The 20,949-nt window shown below is 50.6% G+C and carries 14 protein-coding genes and 1 pseudogene; 7 read left to right on the top strand and 8 right to left on the bottom strand.

The genetic code is table 11. The features are described from left to right. Positions 1-55: 55 nt before the first annotated feature. The 3 genes from K3T82_RS22220 to K3T82_RS22210 are packed head-to-tail and all read right to left on the bottom strand — an operon-like array spanning position 56 to position 2,807. Entirely contained in the window at positions 56-1,492 is a 1,437-nt protein-coding gene (locus tag K3T82_RS22220) for a carotenoid oxygenase family protein (protein WP_220195742.1), read from the bottom strand. A 36-nt stretch (positions 1,493-1,528) separates the two neighbouring features. Beyond that, positions 1,529-2,215, bottom strand: coding sequence for a VC0807 family protein (locus K3T82_RS22215; RefSeq protein WP_220195741.1), 687 nt, complete (start codon positions 2,213-2,215; stop codon positions 1,529-1,531). A gap of 37 nt (positions 2,216-2,252) precedes the next feature. Beyond that, positions 2,253-2,807 carry a PadR family transcriptional regulator gene (locus K3T82_RS22210; protein ID WP_220195740.1) on the bottom strand — a complete coding sequence of 185 codons (555 nt, stop codon included), beginning with the start codon at positions 2,805-2,807 and terminating at the stop codon, positions 2,253-2,255. A 619-nt stretch (positions 2,808-3,426) separates the two neighbouring features. Here K3T82_RS22210 and leuS point away from each other — a divergent pair. Both leuS and K3T82_RS22200 read left to right on the top strand, forming a co-directional pair. Next, complete coding sequence (gene leuS, locus K3T82_RS22205; protein ID WP_220195739.1) at positions 3,427-5,976, top strand: leucine--tRNA ligase; 2,550 nt, start codon at positions 3,427-3,429, stop codon at positions 5,974-5,976. A gap of 837 nt (positions 5,977-6,813) precedes the next feature. Continuing rightward, the gene (locus K3T82_RS22200; RefSeq protein ID WP_307811107.1) at positions 6,814-8,685 is read left to right on the top strand and encodes a glycoside hydrolase family 6 protein; all 1,872 of its coding nucleotides are present in this window, start codon (positions 6,814-6,816) and stop codon (positions 8,683-8,685) included. 110 nt (positions 8,686-8,795) lie between these two features. Here K3T82_RS22200 and K3T82_RS22195 read toward each other — a convergent pair whose 3' ends face one another. The 4 genes from K3T82_RS22195 to K3T82_RS22180 all read right to left on the bottom strand — a co-directional run bounded on the left by K3T82_RS22195 (position 8,796) and on the right by K3T82_RS22180 (position 13,673). Further along, on the bottom strand, positions 8,796-9,173 hold the full coding sequence (locus K3T82_RS22195) for a response regulator (protein ID WP_220195737.1): 378 nt from the start codon (positions 9,171-9,173) through the stop codon (positions 8,796-8,798). Between the two features lie 125 nt (positions 9,174-9,298). Beyond that, positions 9,299-10,036 carry a response regulator gene (locus tag K3T82_RS22190; RefSeq protein WP_220195736.1) on the bottom strand — a complete coding sequence of 246 codons (738 nt, stop codon included), beginning with the start codon at positions 10,034-10,036 and terminating at the stop codon, positions 9,299-9,301. Between the two features lie 53 nt (positions 10,037-10,089). Further along, positions 10,090-12,273, bottom strand: coding sequence for an ATP-binding protein (locus K3T82_RS22185; protein WP_220195735.1), 2,184 nt, complete (start codon positions 12,271-12,273; stop codon positions 10,090-10,092). A 446-nt stretch (positions 12,274-12,719) separates the two neighbouring features. After that, entirely contained in the window at positions 12,720-13,673 is a 954-nt protein-coding gene (locus tag K3T82_RS22180; RefSeq protein WP_220195734.1) for an aldo/keto reductase, read from the bottom strand. A 557-nt stretch (positions 13,674-14,230) separates the two neighbouring features. On the opposite strand from K3T82_RS22180, the gene K3T82_RS22175 reads away from it, so the two are divergent. Further along, the gene (locus K3T82_RS22175; RefSeq protein WP_420799334.1) at positions 14,231-15,283 is read left to right on the top strand and encodes a WD40/YVTN/BNR-like repeat-containing protein; all 1,053 of its coding nucleotides are present in this window, start codon (positions 14,231-14,233) and stop codon (positions 15,281-15,283) included. A gap of 84 nt (positions 15,284-15,367) precedes the next feature. On the opposite strand, the gene K3T82_RS22170 is transcribed toward K3T82_RS22175, so the two are convergent. Beyond that, on the bottom strand, positions 15,368-16,177 hold the full coding sequence (locus K3T82_RS22170) for a phytanoyl-CoA dioxygenase family protein (RefSeq protein ID WP_220195732.1): 810 nt from the start codon (positions 16,175-16,177) through the stop codon (positions 15,368-15,370). A gap of 79 nt (positions 16,178-16,256) precedes the next feature. Between K3T82_RS22170 and K3T82_RS22165 the strand changes: the two genes are divergently transcribed. From K3T82_RS22165 to K3T82_RS22150, 4 genes and pseudogenes are all read left to right on the top strand, one after another. Continuing rightward, positions 16,257-17,159, top strand: a complete 903-nt coding sequence (locus tag K3T82_RS22165; RefSeq protein WP_220195731.1) for a helix-turn-helix domain-containing protein — start codon at positions 16,257-16,259, stop codon at positions 17,157-17,159. A 75-nt stretch (positions 17,160-17,234) separates the two neighbouring features. Next, on the top strand, positions 17,235-17,813 hold the full coding sequence (locus tag K3T82_RS22160; protein ID WP_236031449.1) for a 2Fe-2S iron-sulfur cluster-binding protein: 579 nt from the start codon (positions 17,235-17,237) through the stop codon (positions 17,811-17,813). Beyond that, positions 17,810-18,801 (top strand): annotated as a pseudogene (locus K3T82_RS22155) (FAD binding domain-containing protein). The gene K3T82_RS22160 and the pseudogene K3T82_RS22155 overlap by 4 nt, the downstream one beginning before the upstream one ends. After that, on the top strand, positions 18,801-20,894 hold the full coding sequence (locus K3T82_RS22150) for a xanthine dehydrogenase family protein molybdopterin-binding subunit (protein ID WP_220195729.1): 2,094 nt from the start codon (positions 18,801-18,803) through the stop codon (positions 20,892-20,894). The pseudogene K3T82_RS22155 and the gene K3T82_RS22150 overlap by 1 nt, the downstream one beginning before the upstream one ends. Positions 20,895-20,949 lie beyond the last annotated feature (55 nt).

Below are 20,949 nucleotides of genomic sequence, written 5' to 3'. Positions count from 1 at the left end.
AATATGAAAGGAAGAGCAATCGGCGCACGTCGATTGCTCTTCCTTTGTTTCTCTATTAATGGATACCTGGGAAGAAGAGCCCATGGAAGCCGAAGGGAATATGATGTGGGACTTCGGCGCGACCAATCTCATGGAAGGTGTGGGCGTCTAAAACGAGCAGAAATGAGTTGCCTTTCTTGCCGTTTAAAACGACAGAGAGTACGACACCATCATCTTCAGCCCGAGCCTCTGGCGCCTCAACGAAGATTGGTTCGCCCGGATAGCAGCCTTCCTCAGACCAGGTAAGCGCTTTTTTCTGACGAGCATCTATACGGACAAGCTGATTGGAGACGACCTCGGGATGCTCCCAATCAGTGCAAACTCCGTAAGCTATGCTATAGTCACGAGCATTGTAGCTTTGGTAATTGATCGTTGGAAGCTCAATCCTGGCATTTGTTATGTGCTCATAGCTAGCCACTTCAGTCTTACTACTCAGGGGTAAATGATAGCGTCTGAATTCACTGGGTTGCTGTGTTGGAATCTCTTGTGAGATACCGCGCAACTGATCTAGATAGAGACCCTTTACAATCGTGGCATCTGAATATGCCACAAGATCCACAAAGATGTCACCATCTTGCTCAAATGAGTTGATGTGATGGAAACAAAAGAAAGCGTCAGTGCTAAAAATACGCACTATACTCCCATCTTGCTTATCCATGACAACAAAGCGTGCTCCCTCCTCTGGCAACCATTGGAGGTTTTCGACATATGCCTTGCCTGACTGCAAGCTCAACGGATTTAGCCGATACGGATATTCGGCAATGATGATGTAATGCTCGCTAATACTAAAGCTATGGATGTAAGGTGGCATTGTGACTGGATAGGAGCCAATCGGGGTACGATGTGGCGCGCTATCATTCTCAATGGCGAAGACCTTAAACTCGCATTGAGGGCCAAACTCTGTCATAAAGCTCAGAATGCGCGCTGTGCCATCGTGATGAGGATGCGCGCAGCCATGATGTCCGGTAAGACGGTCGTCATACTCAACAACGCCTAAAGTATCCAGGGTATGAGGATCAAAGCGTACAGGAATGGGGGATTCAGTCATCGCTACAAATTGCCCTACCATCTGATCAACGCTCACATTGGTATTGATTAAGACGCTCTGTGTCTTCTTAAACACGGCCTTACAAGGATCGGTACCAAAGGATGATCCAACAATGCGCCCCTCTTCCATTGATTGGACATAGCTATCGCTGCGTAGAAATTTGTTCGCGTATGAGATCTGACCCTGTTGAAAGGTAAAGCGATGTAGCATACCGAAGCCGTCGAACCAGTGGCGAAAGTTTTGTTGGCCCATCTCGAACTTAGCGGGACCATTGCGGAGTAGTGAGCCCTCCAACCAATGTGGAATGGTGCCGCTTACTGGCAGGCGATCCAGAACCACCTCTTGTTCCAGAGAAGAGTATCCAGGGGCAAAAAATGAAGAGGCTTGTGATAGCGTCTGAGACATAATTGGAAATCTCCTTAGCCTGAATGAAACTATATATTACTTTGTTTCAGTTGCTGCTAGCTTACGGCGCATTCGAGCAATGTAGACAAAGGTCCAAAAGAATGTAGCAGCCAGTGTGATGGTAAGGATAGTGCTACCGAGTGAGAATGCTATGGTTGTAGGAAGCGTCAGGGCCAACACAATGCGAACCAGAAATTCACCTATGAGTGCTACTCCCCAAACAGAGGTCACAAGACGATGACTAGCGCGCATTGTAGGATTTTGCCAATTCTCATTAAAGCGCTGAAGGCGTACGGGATCATTGCCCGTAAGCATTTGCCGACCAACATAGAACATCAGTGGGCGCGGGAAAACAATCAGCGAGAGGAGGCAGATCAATCCGAGCGCACCAGAGAAGAATGATTCGCGGATGATTAACAACTGAATAGGCCCGCCCAGCACAAGGGCCAGAATACTGGTTGAGGTCCCCAGTAGAAAAAAGACAGCAATCAAGTCCAGGCGACGATGCCGTAGAATCTCCACTACACTATCCACAATTGGCACCAGCGAGGCGAGGCTCAGCGCGATAAACTCGCTGGTATGCATATACGTGGTCAATATATAGATGAGCAAGAGCGGAAAGCCTACATTAATGAGCAGGCTCAAAATCAGGCTTCTGAGAGCCCCTTTAAGGGTTGGGCTCGTGGGGGCTGTGGATTGTTTAGAAAACGCGCTGTCATTCATTTTTAGAACCTTCTTCTCTGTAAAATCCAGCTATAGGTTAAGATTTTTGTAACTTGTCAAGGATCTCTAACGTCTCATCGCACCATGCGAGCAAAGCTCTGGAAATATGGCGACCATAGCTCAGAGTAATCAACCAGTAGGAGAAATGTGAGCTCTCGCTATCATTAGCTCGAAGCTCATCCTCGATGCTCTGATAATGAGCCAGTAATTGCTCCTGCATAGCGCGGTGACGTCGTACATGTTCCAAGCTGATAGCTGTAGGATTGAGATAGCCAAAGAAGAGCTTGAGTAGCAATTCATTTCGTTCGCGTTGATATTCGAAGGGCTCACTTAACCAGGCTTTGAGAGCCTCCCAACCCGCTTCTGTTAGTGTATAGATATGCTTATCAGGGCGACCTTCCTGCTTCTCAACAGAACTATGCGTCAGGCCTTCCTGCTCCAATTGCTTAAGCATGGGATAAATCTGCGGATAATTCTCGCTCCAGAAGTTGCCCACACTATATTCAACGGTCTTCTTTATGTCATAGCCAGAAGCTGGTGCGAGGCTTAGAATGCCTAACAATGCAAAGCGGCTCTTATTTTCTTTTCCCATTTCTTTCACCTATATATATGGAATATATATTATACTCATATATATAGCAGCGAAAAGCGTGATTGTCAAGAGCTTAGATATGCTCTTAACAACCCTCAGCTCCCAAGCGAACTTTCGCGTCTTCGGCACACCGATTTCAGTGTCAGCGAGAATTGGAAAGTTAAGAGGGTATCTAATAAAAAGGATTGACAAATCGCAACATCTAGGTTACGCTAGCTATACTAAGAGTAATACATGTTTAATATCAACCTGAATGCGCTCAGGTTTTCCAAGAAGGAAAAGGTCAAGAACGAGGAAAGTAGGGCACATAGCGATTTCAGAGAGCTGGCGGCAGCTGTGAGCCAGCATCAGAGTGTTGTCTGAAGCTCCCTCGCAAGCCGCAGGAGTGAAACGTTCATGCGAACGCTGGTAGTTCCTGCCGGGATGCTCCCGTTACTGAGCATGGGTAATATCCATACCCTTTAAGGCCATTATCGCAAGATAATGGTGAAGCATGGTGGTACCGCGAAGGTGGGCCTGTCCGCACTTTTCGCCCTGCATAGGCGGAGGTGCTTTTTTATGCCCTCCGCGCCTATTCTCTGTTCCGTTCTACAGTTTGCTTAGTCAGTAGGAGGACCTTATGTCACAGGCGCGGTTCCCAGAAGGCGTCTCGGGTAAAGCCATACCCCAGTCAGTAGAGCCTGGAACAAATTTTGAGTCTGAAGAAATTAAATCAGGTACTATTCCCTCAGTATTCACGCATGTGCGCCAGCCAGGCTATGACTTCGCGCGCTTTGAGGCAAAGTGGCGTGAGCGCTGGGAGATGAGCAAACTTTATCAGGTCGATCTGCGCAACGCACGCAAGCCATTCTATAACCTGATGATGTTTCCCTACCCCTCCGCCGAGGGATTGCACGTAGGCAATATGTATTCCTATATCGGCGCGGATATTCAGGGGCGCTATAAGGCGATGCAGGGCTACGATGTTTTTGAGCCGATAGGTTTCGATGCCTTTGGCATCCATAGCGAGAATTTTGCGATTAAGCAAGGTGTACACCCAAAAGCTTTGACTCGGCGCAACATCGAGCACTTCCGTGAGCAGCAATTGAAGCGTATCGGTAACCGTTTCGACTGGTCAAGCGAAATCCACACCACTGAACCGAGCTACTATCACTGGACGCAATGGATCTTTACGCAACTCTTCAAAGCAGGGCTGGCCGAGCGCAAGGCCGCAAGCGTAAACTGGTGCCCCAGGGATAAAACAGTTTTGGCAGATGAGCAGGTAATCAATGGGCACTGTGAGCGCTGCGACACTATCGTAGAGAAACGCTGGTTGGAGCAGTGGTTCTTCAAAATCACCAAGTACGCGCAGAAGCTGCTGGATGATCTGGATACTCTGGATTGGTCCGAGCGAGTAAAGAGCCTGCAACGTCACTGGATTGGTCGCTCCGAAGGATTGGAATTTGAGATGGAGGTCGTGAATATACCGGGCACGCGCATTCAGGCATATACGACACGGCCTGATACCATCTATGGTGTTACCTTTGTCGCGCTTGCCGCACGTCACCCATTAGTGGATGTGATTACGAGCGAAAAGCAGCGCACAGAAGTGCATGTCTACCAGGAACAGGTGAGCAAACTGCCAGTCGATGCAGAACGAGGAGCGACGGGAGTCTTCACTGGTGCCTATGCGAGGCATCCTCTGACAGGCGAGTCGCTGCCCATCTGGATCACAGACTATGTATTGGAAGGGTATGGAACGGGTGCGATTATGGGAGTTCCCGCGCATGACCAGACCGATATGGTCTTCGCGCGCGCTCAAGGTCTGCCTGTACGCTTTGTTATTCGCTCAGGTGATGGAACCCCCGCTTCCAACACGGCACAGGCAGAAGCCAACGAAGAGGACGGCATTCTCTATGACTCAGGCGAGTTCACGGGCTTGACCAGCGCGCAAGCCCGCGAGGCTATAATTAGCTGGTCCTCTGTACAGGGTTTGGGGAGACATCGCGTCTCATATCGCTTGCGCGACTGGTTGATTAGTCGCCAGCGTTATTGGGGACCACCTATTCCGATAATTTATTGCCCTGAGCATGGGGCTGTGCCGGTGCCAGATGAGCAGCTACCAGTCTTGTTGCCCGATGTAGAAGACTGGATGCCGACAGGAAGTGGTGCCTCGCCGCTAGCGAATATCGAGTCGTTCGTGAATACAACCTGCCCCATCTGTGGGAAGCCCGCGCGTCGAGAAACGGATGTTAATGATAACTTTCTGGATTCGGCCTGGTATTACCTGCGCTACCTCTCAAAGCATGACGATATCCAAGCATGGGATCCCGAACTGGCGCGCAAATGGCTACCCGTAGATATGTATATAGGCGGCGCGGAACACAGCGTGTTACACCTGATGTATACACGCTTTATTACCCTGGCCCTCCATGACCTGGGCTTGCTGGACTTCGAAGAGCCATTCAAGCAGTTTCGTGCTAACGGCCTGATCACGCGAGATGGAGCGAAGATCTCTAAATCGCGAGGTAATATCATCGTTCCTGATGATTATATAGACCACTTTGGCGCGGACGCCTTTCGTGTCTACCTGCTGTTTATGGGTCCATATGAGGCTGGTGGTGATTTTAGCGACCGGGGCATTGGTGGTGTTGTCCGTTTTCTGGACCGGGTCTGGCGATTGGTCACACAACAGCGTCAGAGCACAAAGGCAAATCCAGCTTCTTCGGAAGCCACACGCGCGATGCATCTGGCTATTAAGCGCGTGGGAGAGGACACTGCGAATCTCAAGTATAATACCGCTATTGCCGCCACCATGGAGTACTTGAATGGTCTGGTGGAGCGTGGCGACGCCTCACGGGCAGAACTGGAGACGTTGCTGCTGTTACTGGCACCCTATGCGCCCTATATCACGGAAGAGTTATGGGAGCAATTGGGGCACACGGAATCAGTGCATATCACTCCCTGGCCTGTGTATGATGCCGAGGTGATTCAGACGAACCGCGTGACCATTGTTATACAGGTAAATGGTCGAGTGCGTGCCAGCATTGAGGTCGCCACGTCGAATAGCGCTGAGGAGATTCAGTGTCAGGCTCAGGCGAACGAACGCGTTCAACACTTTATCGCGGGTCAGCCTGTTCAGCGCGTCATTTATGTGCCTAACCGTCTGATAAATATTGTCACAGGCTAGCGAAGCCAAACCATGACTACATACGATGCGTTAAGGGAATTAGTATTCCTTTGACGCATCAAGATTCGCGCGCCAAAGCTGCTCTAACGTTTGCAAATCGTCCATAAATTCTGCCTGAGTTTGCTCTGACTTTTGCTCAAGCACCTCAAGAATCTCAAGCGCGAATGCCTCTGAACCTAGCTCGCGGCACTCTTTTTTCAGTCTGGGATGGATAGCCGAGCCCGTAGTGAGCGCGAACTGAAAGTGATTTTGTACACTCTCAAGATTCGCGGCATGGCCTAGCAGATATTGCCCACTCTGCCTGTTGATGATCCGATAGATTCCCCGCTGAGTTTTCGCTCTTTGAAGGCGTTGATAATTTCCTTGCGTTTACCTTTTGCCATGTCTGCTTTGCTTCATTGTGAGTTGCCAGGCCAGAAAGAGGTACTTCTGACATGGATAGAACGGTAATTAGTTATAGGTTTAAGATAACGTAACTATCGTTAGTTGTCAAGAAGGCGATAGCGGCACTTCCAAAAACACTTCACTTTTTCATCAGTTGCACGTATTCCATTGACGCTGCCATTCCGGCATGGTATGCCATAATTAGCCTGTTTTGCTGAGAGAGGCATATCACTATTGATTAGGTGCTTTCATGGGGAAGGGCGAGGAGCCATAAATTAGGGAGCCCCATATGGCGTGGATCGGCTTAAAGTGTGGCCTTACCCTGCATGTTATCTTGCGGGTAAGCTTACCCTAATCTGCTTGATGGCCTCACAATGATAGGTGTATAACGCATGAAAGGAGAGCAAATTAGCGGTCAACGAAGATCTCAACCAATATTGTATCTCATCGTGTGTGCCTGAGCAAAAGGCACATTTTGACAGCAATGTACGAGGAGAAGCTGATGAAAAGCAAAGGACGCTTTCGTCTGTTTACAATCCCTATCACCACGCTGCTACTGTGTGGACTCGCGGTTGGCAGCCTATTCTTCAGTGCAAAACTTACGTATGCTGCCTCATATTGCCAGGTGAGTTATACCATCACCAATCAGTGGCAGGGGGATTTGGCGCAAACATTACAATTCAGAATACCAGTTCCACAGCATGGACTAGCTGGAGACTGGCGTTTACCTTTCCTGCCAGTGGTCAGGCTGTCACGCAAGGCTGGAATGGCTCGTTTAGCCAATCAGGTCAAAATGTCACAGTGGTGAACATGGATTATAACGGGAATGTAGCGGCAAACGCGACGGTCAACCCCGGTTTCAATGGTTCCTGGACAACCAGTAACCCCATACCCACAAGCTTTAGCGTGAATGGTAATGCCTGCAACGGATCAACATCACCAACACCAACGCCAACCACGCCTTCCTCCACTCCTACTGCTACCTCGACGCCTAGCACACCAACACCAACCCCCACGCAGCCCCCGGCAGGCTCCCATGTGGACAATGTGTTCGCAGGCGCCGATGGCTACATTAACCCTGACTACAAGGCGGAGGTTACTGATGCTGCGAGTGCCAAAGGTGGAACCCTTGGGGCGCAAATGGCGAAGGTTGCCAACTATCCAACTGCTGTCTGGCTGGATCGTATCGCGGCCGTTACGGGCGGACCAGGTGTGACACGTACGCTCGCAGGACATCTGGACGCTGCGGTACAGCAAGACGCTGCGAATGGAAGCACTCCAGTGGTTATCACCATCGTTGTCTACGACCTTCCAAACCGAGACTGTGCGGCCCTGGCATCAAACGGTGAATTGCTCGTCGCACAGGACGGCTTAAATAAGTACAAGACCCAGTATATCGATCCACTTGTCGCAGTCCTGAGCCAGGCGAAGTACAAAAATCTGCGGATTGCTGCCATTATTGAGCCAGATTCACTTCCTAACCTGGTGACGAATCTCTCAATGTCGCTGTGCTCCGAGGCCAATTCCAGCGGTGCCTATGTTCAGGGAGTGCAGTACGCGTTAAGCAAGTTGCACGCGTTGAGTAATGTCTACAATTACGTTGACATCGCTCACTCTGGCTGGCTCGGATGGAGCAGCAACTTTGGACCCGCAGCCGATCTGATCGCGAACACTATCAAGGGCGCTACCGGGGGCGTCAACAGCGTGGATGGTTTTATCAGCAATACCGCGAACTATACGCCAACCACCGAGCCCTTCATGACTGCGAATCAGACGGTTGGTGGTCAACCTGTACGTTCGGCCAATTTCTATCAATATAACGACTATATTGACGAGGCAAGCTATGCGTCAGCGATGCGGAGCGCGTTCATCAGTCGTGGCTTTCCCACGACCATTGGTATGTTGATTGATACCTCGCGCAATGGCTGGGGAGGGTCCGGTCCTCAGGGGTCACGCCCAACCAGCGCGAGCACATCGACGGACCTGAACACATTTGTGAAGGAGTCGAAGATTGATCGGCGCGTACATCGAGGCAACTGGTGTAACCAGTATGGAGGCATTGGTGTGCGCCCAACAGCCAGCCCCGCCTCTGGCTTCGATGCCTATGTATGGGTCAAGCCTCCAGGCGAGTCCGATGGCGCGAGTCAGGCTGAGTCAAATGATGAGGGTAAAGGCTTTGATCGCATGTGCGATCCTACCTTCCATGGTAGTCAGCAGGCCAATGGTGGCAATCTAACAGAGGCCATTCCTAATGCACCTTTGGCTGGTCATTGGTTTGAAGCCGAGTTTGAAATCCTGGTTCAGAACGCTTATCCAGCATTCTAGCATACCTGGATAGCACGAAAAGTCATTTTATGCGCCTATAAAACAAACGAGCTCCAGTAGTGATGATCTCTGCAATAATCATCACTACTGGAGCTCAACTTGCACGTTGGCTACCTACTCTCTTCTAAGAGACGTTCGACTATATCAAGCACATGTATCACATCGAAGGGTTTACCCAGATGTTCATTGCACCCAATGGCGCGGGTTCGTTTTTGATCCGCTGGTGAGACGTGTGCAGTGACAGCCACGATAGGCGTTTCTTTAAAGTCGTCCAGTTTGCGTAACTGGCTTACGGCCTCCCAACCAGTCATACCCGGTAGGGACATGTCCATCAGAATGAGATCTGGTTTCACACGTAATGCCTGCGCAAGGGCTTCGACTCCACTCTCTGCCAGATATAAGTCGTATAGCTCTTCTTCTTCAAGAATCTGGGTCAGGAGTTGGCGCATATCTTCGCTATCATCGACAATCAAAATACGCTTTCTCATGGCCGCGGTGCTACCCATAGTATGTCTGTGTCTCAATCTAGGTCCTTGAAAGTTGACCAATGTCGCGCTTCAGCATCGAATATTGCATACCCTACCATCATCCCAGCCTTGCATTTCTGAGTCTGCTACCCTCTGCTCTCACTCTCTGAATCGTCTCTGAGAGTGCTTTCAGTTACCTTTCCCTCTAGAAGGGGATGTGGTGTGTTAGGGACATTTGCATTGATGGCTATATTCCTATGCTCGCCGCTTTCATTGTTTTTTCCTACTTTGACGAAGAGCATGAGCATTTCAGGATGGGCCTTCTCGATGATCGCCATCATATCTTGCCCATTTTTGGTATTCAGAAGTTCAAGATCCCTATTATGAACGATCTTTTCTATCAATTTATGGATATCACGTTCATCATGTACCAGCATTATGGGGCGCAACGCATCGTGTATAGCGGACCCCTGTTGATTCTTATTGATTTCGTCTGTGGGAAGTTCTCTGGGCGCGTCTGAGCGGTTAGTAAGTTGGTGCAGTACGCGCAAAAGAGCATCACGTGCGACAGGCTTCACTAGATATTCGTCGGCGCCGAGCACGTAGCCTGCCGAACGATCTTCAAGCACTGTTAGTAGGATGACGGGGATGGTAGAAGTCGCTGGATTTGATTTCAACTGATGTAGGATCTGCCAGCCGTTGATCTGCGGCATCATGATATCCAATGTGATCGCGTTTGGCTTGAGCTCTTGAATTACAGCAACAGCCTGCGCCGGGTCTTGTACTCCAACTACGCGGTATGGTGTCTGTTCAAGAGATGCTGTGATTAGTTCCAGTACATCGGGATTGTCGTCAACAGCAACGACCAGATAGGGGTCTTCCACCCCATCAGATGCTGGATCGAGCGTAGTCAGTTCACCTGAGCTAGGGACTCCTATTATATCCGGTTTGTAGAAGATTTCCGTCGTGGGGGCTGGATACTATTCAAGCGCATGTTCTGTGCAAAACGCTGGTCGCGTAGATGGACAGGCAAGATAATGCTGAAGGTTGAACCTGTGCCCGGTACACTTTGAAACTCCAGCTTGCCACCTATCAAGGTGGTCAACTCGTGTACTATCGAGAGGCCCAGACCCGTGCCACCATAGTTGCGGCTATTACTGTTATCGGCCTGATAGAAGGCCTCAAAGATATGCTCCTGTTTCTCTAATGGGATGCCGATACCTGTGTCCCTGATAGTGATGATAATCTGCTCAATCTCATCAAGCTCTTCTGTTGCTTGTGAATAGTGTTTAGCACTAACCTCGACCGCGCCCTTTTCCGTAAACTTTAGCGCGTTTGAGATCAAGTTAAGTAAGATTTGCCTCAGCTTGCGTGGATCGGTTTCAATGCCACCCAGCCCTTCTTCAAACTGGCTAGTCAGGTTGAGCCTCTTCTCTATTGCCATTGACCTTGTCTCTTCGACGACACTTGAGATCAGGTTCTGCAAGATGATCTCATCGGCGTTGATATCCATACGCCCTGCTTCGATCTTCGCCAGATCGAGTACGTCGTTGATGAGACTTAGCAGATGTTGTGAGTTCTTCAGGATGCGATCTATATTGCTGGTCTGGCGCTCATTCAATGGATTCTTATTTGCGGAGCGAAGGACCATCTGAGCAAAACCGATGATTGAGGTTAATGGTGTGCGTAGCTCATGGGACATGGTTGAGAGGAACTGACTACGCACCCGGTTCGCTTCCACCAGCGCGGCGTTCAGGACGGTCATTTCCTCATGTTTTTGCACAAGTGCTTTATTGCTCTGCTCTTGCTGATGCGCGTATTCCGCCAGTTCAAGGGCTTGATTCTGTATACGCTCATAAGAGGCAGCGTTATGCACTGCCGCCGCCAGATTGCTACTGATGACATTGAGTACGTTGCGTGCTTGCTCGCTCATAGGATAGATTGAGCCAAGGACAAAGACACCTAGTAGCTCTTTGCCCTGGAGTAATGGGAGGTGATAGAGGCTTGAAGGGAGTACCGTCCCCATTATCGTCTGCACCTGGAATGTTTGGTCTTCCTGGTCGTGATTGCTAATCATGAGAGGTTTGCGCCCTTTGGCCGCGCGTCCGATCAAACCTTCGCCTAGGGCGATGCTTGTTAGCAATTCAGCGTTGTTACTGCCTACCGCTGAGAAGAGGTTTAATGTCTGCGTTTGGGCATCGAAGCGATAGAAAGCCGACACTTGCACGTCCAGCAGATTTAGAAGATGTTGTTGCGTGTTCTGTATCAGGGTTTGTAAATCCAGGCTCTCAGTCATCAGCGAATTTAACTGCAACACATTTTCAAGAATATCGCGATCTTTCAACGCTCGCTGCTGTGTTCTGAGGCGTGCTACCATCGTGTTGAAGGTTCTCCCAAGTTCGTTAAACTCGGTATCCGCGCCCTCTGAGACTCGTACTGTGAGGTCCCCTTCACCAAAGGCAGCCGAAGCGGCTTTAAGACTATCCATTTGCTCGCGCTGTACACGTGTGAAGAGGCTGAAGGTAAATGCTAACCAGGTTACGACCAGCACTGTCAATATCAACGCGAACACAATAATGCTCAAATTGAGGGTATTTGTATTGCTCTGCGCAGTTAATAGATCTCTGTCGGCGCTTAACTGTAGGCGGTTGATGTTATTGCGAACCGCATCAAATAGACGTTTTCCCTGGTTGTTAATCGTTTCGGCTCGAGCAGCATCTAGACGATCAGCATGCATATTCGCGATCTGCGGTTCTCTGTAGGTAGTTGCCCACTCGTTGACGCTATTCTCTAGTTGCGAGAGTGCTGTAGAGGTTACGCTATATCCATTCGTGGCTAGATCTACTTTGAGCTTCTGAATGTAATTTGTATATTGCTGCTCACCAGTGTTCAGGGGGTCCAGGAAGGTTGCGTCTCCTGTCGCGATATAACCACGCAAGCCTGTCTCCTGATCAACAAGTGCTTGCAGAATACCATTGGTATCATCATGTACATTGACTTTGTGTTCGCCAAGTTGTTGTTGATTAGTGGAAACAAATAAGCCTGCGGAGACACTGAACAGTAAACAGAATACCAGGCAGCTAATGCAGATGATTAAGCGACCCCTTAATTGTCTCAGCAAACTCTGCTTTAGTTGCTGTATTGATTTTGATGTTGATCTAAGTTTAGGTCGCGCCACGATGCAAACTCCATCTACAAATACACGCTTTCCACAGAAGAAATCCTGCATGAATGCATATTGATGATAGCATATCTATTGTTCTACTGTCGAGATATGCTAACTTAGAAGTTTAAATACTAAGCAATTTCTAAGCTTCTAGCTTTTCTGGAGATATGCACTAAATTTTCTTTCACTCAAGCATGAAGGCTTTTCTACGATAGTTGCTACCTCTAAGCACACAATACGCCCATACTACTGTCACTGCTTAAGTGTATGATGTGGACTCAGACCTTACCCCGTTTAGGACTTCTAGGGGGAACAGTTGTTGGGGTTGGGACATGACCAGATAACAAGAGAGCGGAGGTGCGCTCATAAAGCACATCTCCGCTCTCTTGCTAGCTACAGACCTAGGGATGAGTCAGTACAAACTTCTCAATCTCCTGGAGTTCACTCTCACTCAGGCGGTATTCTGCGGCCATGACCATGTCTTCGATCTGTTTTGGTTGGCGTGAGCCGACAATCGCGGCGGTAACCCCTGGATTACGCAACGTCCAGGCGACGGCGACGACGCCTGCTGTGACGTTGTGCATTTGTCCAATCTCTTGTAGGGTATGCGCCAGTTCCAGGTTGCGCTTCAGGCGTGTGCCCTGGTACTCGGCATCATGCTTGCGCCAGTCATCCTCGGGCATCTGCTGAATGCGCTCCTCGGTCATCTGGCCTGTTAATAGACCTGATGCCATAGGTGAGTAGACTATGACACCGATATCGTGCTTCTCACAATAGGGCAGGATATCCTTCTCTGCCTCGGGATGGATTAATGAGTAGGGGGGCTGAAGTGTCTCGACGGGCGCGATACGCTCGGCGCGCTCCATCTGGTCAATGCTGAAATTTGAGACGCCAATATGGCGCACTTTGCCTTCTTTCTTCAGTTCCGCTAGTGTACTCCAACCCTCTTCAATATCCGGGTCGGGGTTGGGCCAGTGGATCTGGTAGAGGTCAATGTAATCGATGCCCAGGCGCTTGAGACTGGATTCTACCTCGCGCTTGAGGGAGTCTTTCTTCAGGCTGTTTCCTACCTTGCGGTTATCGTCCCAGACCAGAGAGCATTTTGTGAAGATCAGCGGGCGTTCGCGCCCCTTGATAGCTTTTCCAACAACTTCTTCCGAGCGTCCAAGGCCGTAGACAGCCGCCGTATCAATCCAGTTGATGCCTAGATCTAGACCACGTTTGATGGTTGCTATAGATTCTTGATCGTCCTGCGATCCCCAGCCTCCGGCCCACTCGCCTCCGCCAATTGCCCATGCGCCAATTCCAATGGGTGTAATTTGTAAGTCGCTTTTACCAAAACGACGAGTATGCATATCTTTTCCCCTTTGCTTGTATCCTCCTAATGCGAAAACCTGAGCGCGTCAGCGCTAGCAGCGAATAGCGGCGCCGTGCCCTCGTATGAGGGTCGGTTTTCGTATAAGATCATCACGAGAAGATGTGCTATATCCTTAGCGTAACTGTATGTAGCCTTGTACTCAGCTTGCTCAGCGAATTGCTTGGAAAGATAACCACCAAGATTCACCTATCCACCGACCCGTTCAGACAAATGCAAAGCAGAACCAAAGTGAGCAAGCCATTAATGTGACTATAGTCAGTATACGTAGCATCCCCGCGTGATAGATACACAGCTATCGCATGTCGCGCCCGTAGACATAATATTTAATAGAGGAAATAGTGTATCTTAATCGGGTATTTTATTAGTAGTACAAGTAGTGGAAAATACCAATCGTTTATAGCCATGTGCCTGAGAGGTGAACAACTCTATACAGAGGTGCTAAGTTTCGATTCTCACAGCTTGATCCATTGGCGCATCGTTTTAGTTCATTGGCTCTGAGCCAGGGAGGTAAACAACTTGAAGATATATCTTGCTATGGAGAGAGAGCTACTTGTCGCTGAACAACATGGTGATCAATGGCAGGCGCATTCCCACCTGGAAGGATTGCAAACCACCTGTCTCGCAGTAGACCTTTTTCATCCTGAACGGGTGTATTGTGGAACGTTTGGGCGTGGTCTCTGGCGTAGTGAAGATGCTGGTCATTCATGGCAGCCGATAGGGGACATTGGGGAGGCTATGAAGCCATATAAGGGTGACGGCATCTATCAGCCGTATATTACGGCGCTCGCGGTTAGCTCAACTGAACAAAGCAATGGATATGGTGTCGTCTATGCTGGAACCGAGCCGAGTACTCTATTTCGTTCAGAGGATGGAGGGAGTACCTGGCAGGAACTCGAAAAACTTCGTGCGCTTCCATCTTCCTCCTCCTGGAGCTTTCCTCCACGTCCTCATACCAGCCATGTGCGTTGGATAACACCCGACCCTAATATGCCCGGTCGACTCTTTGTTGCCATTGAGGCTGGAGCGCTCGTTCGCAGCCTCGATGGTGGTCAAACCTGGGAGGATCGTGTGTCCGATGCTCCCTTCGATACACATACCCTTATTATGCATCCTCAGGCTCCTGAGCGCTTGTATTCATCGGCTGGCGATGGCTTCTCTATTCATGGTAGAGGCTATAGCGAGAGCTTTGATGGTGGTCAAACCTGGCAGCGACCCGACGAGGGGCTTGAGCACCATTACCTGTGGGGTCTGGCTGTTGATCCTGTAAATCCCGATATCATCGTTGCTTCTGCTTCCCCCAGCCCCTATGCCGCTCATCATCATCGTGAAGATGCTCAATCCGCCATCTATCTCAAACAGGCTGGTAAGCCCTGGCAGCGCGTTACTGCTGGTCTACCTGATTTTCAAGGGACAGTGATACCAGTTCTTGGGAGCCATGCCGAGGAGCCTGGCGTCTTTTACGCGCTCTGCAATCATGGTGTATATCGTTCATCTGACGCGGGATTGCATTGGAGACTTCTGCCTCTTCCCTGGAAAACAGCCTTCCTTGGGCAGCACCATCAGGCACTCGCGTTAAGCACAATCTAAGCATTGAGAGGCGTGGCTATAGAGCGCTATGCGTTGCTTGAAGCAACATAGGTACGTGACTCTATATCCACGCCTCTATCTTTCTTAATGCGGTCCAGCTACCTCGACGCCGCAGGGGCCACCCCCTTCGTTTATGTCGATCTCTACCTCTTCTCCCTGCGTAGTCAGGATGGGGCGATACCATGTTGACATGCGTTCGGATGAGCGACCGATATAGTGGCAGATAAAGGAGCGTCGAAAGCGATCCTTTGTCGTATTCGGTTGAGATCCATGCACTAAACTGCCATTGAAGAAAAGCACACTCCCAGGCGCGATATCAATTGGAATTGCCGCGAGCCCTTCTGGCACTGGCACAAAGTCGCGCGTGAAAGAAACCGAACTATCAGCCTCTTCAGGGCAGAAGATATCCATCTTATGCGTTCCTGGTACGACTTCTAGACCCCCGTTCTCGCGATTAGTCGGGTCAAGTGGTACCCAGGCCGCTATGCAGGTTCCAGGCTCTACGCGCAGATAGAAGTTATCCTGATGTAAGGCCTGACCGCGCGCGCCAGCGGGTTTGAAGTAGAGCATGCTTTGCGCCGCGAGTGGCTCTTCGTCAAAGAGGTCCCATAATATACCAGCTAGTCGCTGATCCAGTAAATAGCGGCGTGCTAGCTCATCGAAACGGTGAGGGTGCATGATACGTGGATATTGCTTAAGAATATCACCTTTGGCTTCATCGGACGAGACAGGCTCAAAGTAGCCCGGTACAGGACCGTGCGCGTGAATCTGCATAAAGCGTTCACGTAGCTTTTCTATCTCTTCTTGCTTGAAAACATCATCTACGACCAGAAACCCCTGTTTATGGAAGGCCACCAGTTGCTCAGGAGCAAGATGCATTGTCCCTGTCGTCATAGTTCGCATCCTTTCGCTGACTGAAACTCACGACAATGTGTGTATGCTTCAATGCTAACCCGAAAATTGGCGTAGGAGAATGGACAGAACAGTTATAAACCTATATAATCCTGCTATGGTTAACTTTGAGACGCCCGCGCCACCACCCGACATTTTTGTAAGCGGCTACCTGCAGGAGCACTATGGCTATGCGGTCCAGCGCTCACGCGGCTCTGGCAACTGGCTTATTACCTATACCATCGCTGGACAAGGATTGTATCGTCTCCACAAAGAACGAATCCTTGCCGAACCTGGGGATCTTGTAATCCTCAAGACCGGTGCATCCCACGACTATTCGGTTCCGCGCGATGGTACATGGGAATTCCTCTGGGCTCACTTTCTCCCGCTTGCTGACTGGACTAACTGGTTACATCTCCCTGAACTGTGCCCTGGCCTCTGTAAGATTTCGCTACACGCCACAGCGACTAGAGATCGGGTGCAGCAAGCCTTTCTCCAACTGAACGCGGACCTCAACTCATTCTTCGTCTCTCACAACCCACCAACTTCCCCCTCTGACTCACTCGCCATATTACAGCGGAAGCTTGCTCTGAATCGCCTGGAAGAGATTCTACTACTTGCGATAATGGAAAATCGGTTTGAGGAGCGCCGAAGCTATGATCCACGTATTCAGCAAGTGCTTGAGAGAATTACCGACGACCTACGCGAATGGCATACAGTCGAAGCGCTGGCGCAGATGGTTGCTCTCTCTCCCTCGCGCCTGGCTCACCTCTTCAAACAAGAGGTTGGAAGCCCCCTCATCCAGACAATCTTAGAACTACGCCTCAAGCAAGCCGCACGTTTGCTGGCTTTCACAAATCACAACATTGAGCAAATAGCCACCGAAGTAGGCTTTCGTTCTCCTTTTTATTTCAGCCGCCAATTTAGCAACCACTATGGCCTCAGCCCCACTGCTTACCGCTATTTCCATACTACTCACCCTTAATTCTACCTGGCTTGTCTTATCTATTGCTAAGCTATGTTGGGCTTCACATTCTTGTTGGTGTATGAGGTGTGTCAGGTGGCACAATTGCTCCGCATTAAACGTGTCTACCCTGAGTTGAGGAAAATACCAGAAGGAGAGAACGTCACGATGGATCTTCCCATTACTCTACGCATCAATGGTAAGGCTCATCAGCTAACTATTGATACCCGTACGACGCTACTGGATGTTTTGCGTGAGCACCTTGGTATGACAGGTGCGAAGAAAGGGTGTGATCATGGGCAGTGTGGAGCCTGTACCGTCCTGCTAGATGGCAGACGCGTTAATAGTTGCCTCGCTCTGGCGGTAGCTCAGCAGGGACGTGAGATTGTGATGATTGAGGGGCTTGTCAGCAATGGACAGATGCATCCTTTACAGCAGTCCTTCATTGAACATGATGCCTTCCAGTGTGGTTATTGCACACCGGGTCAAATCTGTTCGGCGGCTGGGATGTTTAATGAGGTTGAAGCTGGCTGGCCCAGCGTGGTGAGCGCGGACCTCAATGCCCCACGAATAACGCTTGACGAGAATGAGATTCGAGAGCGCATGAGTGGCAATTTATGTCGCTGTGCTGCCTATGCGAATATTGTGCCTGCTATTGCGGAGGTGCGACGATGAAGCCATTCCGGTATGAACGTGCGAGCGATGCCCCTCTGCCATTGCGTTGCTCACAAAAGAGCCAGAGGCGACCTTCCTGGCGGGAGGAACAAATCTCGTCGATCTTATGAAGCTAGGGGTAGCACAGCCAGAGGCCCTTATAGATATCTCGCATCTACCATATGACCGGGTTGAAGCGCTTCCTGATGGTGGCGTTCGCATTGGATTTGCTGTGCGTAACAGCGAGCTAGCGGGTAATCGTGTCATTCGTGAGCGCTACCCGATGCTAGCACAAGCATTGCTGGCGGGTGCCTCTGGTCAATTACGAAATATGGCGACAACTGGTGGTAACCTTTTGCAGCGCACCCGCTGCGTCTACTTTCAAGATACCTCCAAGCCGTGTAACAAACGAGTGCCGGGTAGTGGCTGCCCAGCGCGTGAGGGGTATCACCGTAACCTGGCGATCCTGGGTGCCTCCGAATCCTGTATTGCTACCCACCCCTCAGATATGGCAGTAGCATTGGTCGCTCTAGACGCTGTTGTACGGGTGCAGGGACCAGACGGGGAGCGAGCTATTCCGCTTACTAGCTTTTATCGCCTGCCTGGTGATGATCCCACCCGTGATACAGTGATAAAGCATGGGGAATTGATTACTAGTGTTGATCTGCCACCACTGAGATTCGCGAAGTACTCTTTGTATCGCAAGGCCCGCGACCGTGCTTCATATGCTTTCGCGCTTGTCTCGGTTGCCGCAGCGCTTGATATGGCTGATGGTGTCATAAGTGATGCGCGCCTGGGTCTGGGTGGAGTGGCACATATGCCCTGGCGCGCGACGAAAGCCGAGAATGCTCTCCGAGGCAAACCCATGACGGAAGAGGTATTGAGGAGCGCCGCTGAGGCCGAACTGGCTGATGCGCGTCCCCTGCGCGATAACGCCTTTAAGGTGTCACTGGCCCGGAACATGATTGTGCGTGCCCTGCTCGATCTGGCACAGGGGGAGGCTCACTAATGGTAGTACAAACAACTCGTAAAACATTAATTGGCGCACCGGTAAGCCGGATAGATGGCCCCAAGAAGGTCACAGGTAGCGCGCCTTATGCCTATGAGCATGAGGTCAAGGGAGTAGTTTACGGTTTCCCTGTTCAGAGTACCATTGCGAAGGGTCGCGTCACATCCATTGATACCAGTAAGGCGAGCGCCCTGCGAGGGGTACTTGGTATCATCACACATGAGAATGCGCCGCATTTGGTAAAGCCTCCCCAGCCTGAACTCGCGGTCTTACAGTCCGACAAAGTGGCATATCGAGGGCAATTTGTGGCGATGGTTATCGCGGAAACGCAAGAGCTAGCGCGCGAGGCAGCTGAGGCTATTGTTATTCAGTATGAAGAGAGTGAGCATGATGTCGTTCTGAGCGCGGATAGCGAGAACCTGTACAAGCCAGATCGAGTCAATCCCGATTTTGCGACAGATACCGCGACAGGTGATGTTGAGGCCGCCCTGGCCTCGGCTACCTTTCGAGTTGATCAGACCTACACTACGCCAGCATACCATAACAACCCACTTGAGCCGCATGCAACTATCGCTATCTGGGAAGATGGAGGCATCACTCTATATGATTCATGTCAGGGGGCGCACTCCGTTCAGGATGCAATTGCACAGACGTTTGGGCTCGATCTAGAACGCGTTCATGTCATCTCACCGTATGTAGGTGGAGGCTTTGGTTCCAAAGGTCAGATTCACCCTAATGTTATTCTTACGGTCATGGGTGCTCAGGTTGTCAAGCGCCCTGTGAAGTACGCGCTCACCCGTCAGCAAATGTTTGCTCTAGCAGGATATCGCACACCAACCCTTCAGCGTATTCGTCTGGGGGCGGATAAAGATGGGCACCTGACTGCTATTGCCCACAATGCGATCTCGCAGACCTCAACGCTTCATGAGTTTGCTGAGCAGACTGCCGTTGCTACCCGTTCGATGTATGCGGCCCCTAATCGTTTGACATCGCACCGCCTGGCAAAGCTCGATGTTCCCACACCATCCTGGATGAGAGCGCCTGGTGAATGCCCTGGAATGTTTGCGTTAGAATCCGCGATGGATGAACTGGCCTATGCTTGTGGACTCGACCCAATAGAGCTTCGAGTGCGTAATGAGCCTAAGAAAGACCCGGAGACTGGCAACCCCTTCAGTAGCCGTGGACTCGTCACCTGCCTGCGCGAAGGCGCGAAGCGCTTTGGCTGGCAGCCACGCGAACAAACACCGAGAAAGCGCATGAAAGATCGCTGGCTCGTTGGCACTGGCGTCGCAGCCGCGACGTATCCATCCAATCTCATTCCTGCCAACGCACTCATTCGCGCGGAACAGAATGGATACTATACCGTGCTTATCGACGCTACGGATATTGGGACGGGAGCCTGGACAATCCTGACGCAGATAGCTGCTGACGCATTGGACGCTCCACTGGAGCGAGTTCACCTTGAGATCGGCGATTCTCGTCTTCCGCGCGCCTATGTCGCGGGTGGCTCAACCGGAACCGCTTCATGGGGCACGGCTATTGTGGAGGCTGCTCGCAAGCTTCGTGCTCGCCTCAGTGAGGAGCATAATGTAATACCTGTTGAGGGGCTTGAGGCTACCAGCACTACAAAGGAGAATCCCCAGGCAAAACGCTTTGCTATGCATGCCTATGGCGCTCATTTCGCTGAGGTGCATGTTAATCAAGACACATGTGAGTTGCGCGTACCGCGCTTGCTAGGAGTCTTCGCTGCAGGGCGTATCATGAATGCTAAAACGGCACGCTCACAGTTCATGGGTGGTATGACCATGGGCCTCTCAATGGCGCTCCATGAGGAGAGCATATTAGATCCTCGCTTCGGAGATTACGTCAATCATGATTTCGCTGAGTATCATATCGCGACCAATGCCGATGTGAGGGAGATAGATATAAGCTGGATTGATGAGGAAGATCCGCATGTGAATCCGCTAGGAGCCAAGGGTATTGGCGAAATTGGCATTGTTGGTACCGCCGCCGCCATCGCCAATGCTGTCTACCATGCGACTGGTATTAGGGTCCGTGATCTCCCCATCACGCTTGATAAGCTACTCGCATGATGTGTTAAGAGTAAAGAGAAGGGTAGTGAGCAAGAAGAAATGCTCACTACCCTTT

The sequence above is a fragment of the Ktedonospora formicarum genome (genome assembly GCF_016587355.1).
GTDB lineage: Bacteria > Chloroflexota > Ktedonobacteria > Ktedonobacterales > Ktedonobacteraceae > Ktedonobacter > Ktedonobacter formicarum.
This window is presented reverse-complemented; position numbering and strand designations above follow the sequence as displayed.